Origin of the sequence: Okeania sp. SIO2C9 (genome assembly GCF_010672455.1) — a bacterium.
Lineage (GTDB): Bacteria > Cyanobacteriota > Cyanobacteriia > Cyanobacteriales > Microcoleaceae > Okeania.
On sequence record NZ_JAAHGO010000306.1, the window covers coordinates 1 to 1042 of the forward strand.

1 protein-coding gene and 1 pseudogene are annotated in these 1042 nt (G+C 36.2%); both read right to left on the reverse strand.

Annotated elements, in window-relative coordinates; translation table 11 throughout:
* Positions 1 to 90 precede the first annotated feature (90 nt).
* Positions 91 to 789: a hypothetical protein gene (locus F6K23_RS41235; protein WP_293167091.1), complete on the reverse strand. Its 699-nt coding sequence runs from the start codon at positions 787 to 789 to the stop codon at positions 91 to 93.
* A 73-nt stretch (positions 790 to 862) separates the two neighbouring features.
* Positions 863 to 1042 (reverse strand): annotated as a pseudogene (locus tag F6K23_RS41240) (helix-hairpin-helix domain-containing protein); the annotation flags it as partial.

Here is a 1042-nt window from a genome sequence, read left to right on the forward strand (position 1 = left end):
TTTCAATGATTTTCAAGAAGCAGTGCTTAGTCACTTGTTTGCAGCTACGCTAGTAGTGGTAATCAGTGTTCCTTATTACCTAATGCATTATCAATCCTTCTCAGTTGAACTTAATCGCTCTACTTCCAGGCGCTTGACTATATATGAGAAAAGACCGTAAAGTATCAGACTTTCTCCTAACATTGCCGAGAACTCTTCAACAGCAGCCCTTAATTTTTCTATGAAAAAGGGTATTAATTCGTCCCGCTCAAACATCTGACTTAGCCTAGAGTGTAAAAATTCATCTTTGAGAATCTCTAAACCTAAGCCTCCAATAACAGAAACTCCCAAACCTATTGCCACTAATAACACGGCTTTGCGGTAAATACGCCAGAGAGCAATACAGTCTCGATAAAACACAAAGGGAGTAACTAAGACAATACCTAGATATATCGGTTTCCAGGAGTGATGATCTTCTGTAGGCAGCAGGTAATGAATTTTCAAAGCTTCATCAGCACAGGCATAGAAACACAGTAAGGCTACAGTGAGCAGAAAAATTTGAGAGGGAGGCTCGGAAGAATGATTTCCACAAATAAAAAAAACTAGTGATATCAAGCCAATTATAAATAGTTGTGAAGCTTGGAAAAACGAAGGAATTGTATCTTTATTATCCAAATCGAAAAGGTCAAAAGGTCTCTCAATCAAAACTATCCCAGCAAGATAAATAATCACCAGAAATATTTCTAAAACTATTAAAGTAAATAAGAGCCAATTACTGGCTTCATTAAGAGCTTTGGGATTTAAATTCATGGATATATCTAATTGTGCATTTCTTCTGTAGCACTCAATACATAATAATAATTAAGTGCTTTTTATTTAAATTTCATGGATGAAAATAATTGTATATTTCTGCTGCTAAACGCGACCCAATTCCAGCCACCTCGGTTAGTTGTTTGACAGATGCTTCTCGAATATAATCAATAGAGTGAAAATGTGCCAACAGTTGTTTTTGTCGTTGAAAACCAAGACCTGGAATTTCATCTAAACGAGAACGACGTAGCTA